Annotated in this window: 6 protein-coding genes; all 6 read left to right on the plus strand. The window is 36.8% G+C overall.

Annotation, left to right across the window (positions count from 1 at the left end):
• The coding region (locus tag ACKPEB_RS16710) for a hypothetical protein (protein WP_408966092.1) at positions 1-277 on the plus strand (277 nt) is incomplete at its 5' end.
• A 2-nt stretch (positions 278-279) separates the two neighbouring features.
• Positions 280-594: a hypothetical protein gene (locus ACKPEB_RS16715; RefSeq protein WP_408966093.1), complete on the plus strand. Its 315-nt coding sequence runs from the start codon at positions 280-282 to the stop codon at positions 592-594.
• 279 nt (positions 595-873) lie between these two features.
• Positions 874-1,374, plus strand: coding sequence for a hypothetical protein (locus ACKPEB_RS16720; RefSeq protein WP_408966094.1), 501 nt, complete (start codon positions 874-876; stop codon positions 1,372-1,374).
• A gap of 1 nt (position 1,375) precedes the next feature.
• Positions 1,376-1,789 carry a hypothetical protein gene (locus tag ACKPEB_RS16725; RefSeq protein ID WP_408966095.1) on the plus strand — a complete coding sequence of 138 codons (414 nt, stop codon included), beginning with the start codon at positions 1,376-1,378 and terminating at the stop codon, positions 1,787-1,789.
• A 273-nt stretch (positions 1,790-2,062) separates the two neighbouring features.
• Complete coding sequence (locus ACKPEB_RS16730) at positions 2,063-2,356, plus strand: HU family DNA-binding protein (protein WP_408966096.1); 294 nt, start codon at positions 2,063-2,065, stop codon at positions 2,354-2,356.
• 238 nt (positions 2,357-2,594) lie between these two features.
• The coding region (gene iscB / locus ACKPEB_RS16735) for an RNA-guided endonuclease IscB (RefSeq protein ID WP_408966097.1) at positions 2,595-3,856 on the plus strand (1,262 nt) is incomplete at its 3' end.

The following is a 3,856-nucleotide window of genomic DNA, read 5'->3' on the forward strand; positions in this document are numbered from 1 at the left end:
TTCTTATATTAGATCTTGTCACACAAATTTTCCAACAGGGTGGAGTCCTTGGCAAAAAATAGCTATAGAAAATTTAAGTGGACGGGTTCAATCCACGTCGGGTTTTTCTGTAGGCAGTAATCAAGTTGTTTCGGCTCGCAGAACTGGATGGGTAGCCCCGACGGGAACAGCATCTCGCACAGCTTTTTCAACGGCAACTGTTACCCTTCCGCAATTAGCTGAAAGGGTAAAAGCATTGATTGACGATTTAACAGCGCATGGATTAATAGGAGCATAAAAATGGCTTACCAAGAACATCGAATTGTTTACAGACAACAGTTTGAAACTGCAAATCCTCAAACTGGAATTGTCAATCGAGAGTTTATTGAAGCTTGTTATGTGATTGTGATGATTGACCACGAAACGGGTCATATAATCCCAACAAATAAAAGCGGGATTATCAAGATTCCACTGGCTAAATATCCAGGGCTACATGATGCTATCGAGGCATTTGTCCCTATTTTTATTGATGCCTTTGAGAAGGAATATCAAGAAAAATTAGACGCGGAATTAGTCGCACTTGAATCTATGGATAACAACCCGTTAGTACAATAATTAACAATATGCCATTAACAATCGACAATTCTGGTTATATTCTCTTGCTATTTTTTGCCGGACTAATTTCTATTGTTAATGGCATTTTCTTATTTTTTGATGACAGAAAATTAAATAAATACTTGAGTTCAACGCTATTGATTAACAGTGGCGTAATGCTGATATTTGATAGTTTAAACAAATTTGGCTATCAAAAATTTGGATATATCAAAGTTTCGACTTTAGTTATTCAGGTTTTTATCAGTTTTCTATCGTTGTTTTTGGTGTGGGAGCACTATTATGAACGGAACAAAAAACTTAAGGAAAGAAAGAGAAAAAAGCAAGACTTTCCCGACGTTGATTGAATACGAGAGATACAACAAACCAGTTTTTAAGATTAAGTATTTAGGTCAAGCATTGTTTTTTAATCATCATTTCTTGGTGATGATTTTGTTAGGGTTTTTTGGGGTGATATTTACCCCGCCAAAAACTTCCATTTATTTCGTAAACGAAAGCATAGACTTCCTGAACGCCTTAATGTTGGGGGTAGGAATTAGTGGTGTGATTTGTTGGGTATTTGTTTATAAGTTGAAAAAAAATCATTATGTTAGCTCTCCCGTTTGGGTAGCTTGCTATTTGTTATTGAATATCTGCCATATATTTTCAGTGTTGTTTGTTCTTGGCTTTTTTGGAGCCATAGGAATTGAACAAAACGGGAATATTTCTGCTTTAATTTGCGGGAATTTTTTCTCAACTCTTGTGGGAATTGTGTTATCTATAAAGTATACCTATAAATCTTAATATGCTAACCATTCTTCAGGTTACTACTACTACAACAACAACCCCTCCAGACCAAACCATCCAAACTGTCCTGGGGTTCACCGGTATTTTACTGAGTGGTAGTAGCGTAATCGGAATTGCTATTAATCGAATTTTTGATATTAAAAACGCTAAAATAATTGTGGAACTTCAAGGGAAAATTAGGACTCTTGAAAGGGAGATTGAATACAGAGAAAACAATCTTCGCAAAATCGAAGCTGAGAATATTAACTTAAAGGAAAAGTTAACCACACTACAAGAGCAAAGCAATTCAAGTATCAATAATCAAATAGCTGATTTACAAGAAAAAAATCAGAAGTTGAATTTAGAGTATAAAAAAGCTATTGCAGTTATTAATAAGTTTAAAAAAAGTGTTAAACACCATCCTGACCAATAAAAAATCCTTTTTATTATGAAAAATTCTACTATAATTAAGTTAATAGCACTCAATAGGGAGGTGACGGTATCTGAGGAGACTTTCACGATTAAGGAATTGAAAGATAAATACCCTAAACTTTGGCTCAATTCTAGGGGAGATTATCAAGTTTTCGTTAATTCATGTATAGAGAAGTGGGGGAATGAGATTGAATCCCCTTGGAATGTTGTTAGTTATTGCTTGGAATAAGAATGTTTTTGTTATATAATACTATTAACAATTGGAGATTTTATTGTGAATAAAAAAGAATTAGTTGAAGCGATCGCCGACCGTGTAAGCTTGCCTAGAAAGACGGTTCACGACGTTTTAGGTGCTACCCTCGACGTAATCACGGAAACGATAGCTAAGGGAGAGGATGTAGTTTTAGTCGGGTTCGGAACTTTTAAAACTTTGGAACGAAAAGAGCGCGAAGGACGGAATCCCAAGACGGGGGAATCTTTGTTAATCCCTGCAACAGTTAAACCCAGTTTTTCGGCGGGTAAAACTTTAAAGGAATTGGTAGCGAGTAAGTCAACAACCCACCGTTAAATCGGAGTACCGATTGTAACGGGGGCTTGAAATACAGCCTTAGTTGACCAGACTAAGTATCGAAAGGTACTACGTTAGCGGTAAGTGTTAAAGTTCTTACCTACAGATGCGTAGCTAGTCTGTAGCTCTAAAACTTAAAAGTTAAACAGGTTTAAAGGGTTAAGCCAGTGCTTTTAAGAAAGTACCGACCGCTAACATTGTCGAAGCTAACTTTACCCTAGAAATAGGAGAGGCAGAAATGTCCGATTACGTCTTTGTAATTGATAGCAATAAACAACCTTTAAGTCCCTGTCATCCATCAGTGGCAAGGAAGCTTCTATCTCAAAAGAAAGCGGTTCTTTTCAGAAGATACCCGTTGACAATCATACTCAAAAAAACTGTTGAAAATCCCCAAGCTGAACCTGTGGAACTGAAGTTAGATCCGGGTTCTAAAACCACCGGAATTGCCTTAGTTCAAGGTAATAAAGTGGTTTGGGGTGCAGAATTAACCCATAGAGGTCAAGCCATTAAAGTGAGTCTTGAATCTCGTCGGTCATTGCGTCGTTCTAGAAGAAACCGTAAAACTCGTTATCGTCAGGCACGGTTTTTGAACCGGAAACGTCCTGAAGGATGGTTAGCCCCATCCTTGCAACATCGAGTTGAAACAACTCTAACCTGGGTGAACAAATTAATTAAGTTTGTACCCATTGGTTCAATTTCTCAAGAGTTAGTAAAATTTGATTTACAACAACTCGAAAATCCTGAAATCTCTGGAATTGAATATCAACAAGGATTGTTACAGGGTTACGAAGTTCGACAATACTTACTGGAAAAATGGCAAAGGAAATGTGCTTACTGTGGGGTTGAAAACGTTCCTTTTCAAGTAGAGCATATTCACCCAAAAGCTAAAGGTGGTTCTAATCGAATCAGTAATTTATGCTTGGCTTGTGAGAAATGCAATACAAAGAAAGGAACTCTAAATATTGAGACATTTCTCGCTAAAAAGCCTGACGTTCTTAAGCGGATTTTAAGTCAAGCTAAACGTCCCTTAAAAGATGCTACTGCGGTTAATTTAACCCGATGGGCTTTATTAAATAGATTGAAAGAAACAGGTTTATCTGTTTCAACTGGCTCCGGTGGTTTAACTAAATTCAACCGCACCCGATTAAATCTACCTAAAACCCATTGGCTTGATGCAGCTTGTGTGGGCAAGATTACAACTTTAAAGGTTTTAACTAATAAACCTTTATTAATTCAGGCAACAGGTCATGGTTCTCGACAAATGTGTCGAACAGATAAATACGGGTTTCCGTCTCGTTATGTTCCTCGTTTTAAATTTATTAAAGGATTCCAAACGGGGGATATCGTTAAAGCTGTTGTCACAAAAGGTAAAAAAATCGGAACCTATATTGGACGAATTGCTGTTCGTTCTAGTGGTAGTTTTAATATCACTTTGAAAGAAACAATTGTTCAAGGAATTAGTTACAAATACTGCACAACAATTCACAAAAAGGATGGTTA

It is taken from the genome of Planktothrix sp., assembly GCF_046067725.1.
GTDB lineage: Bacteria > Cyanobacteriota > Cyanobacteriia > Cyanobacteriales > Microcoleaceae > Planktothrix.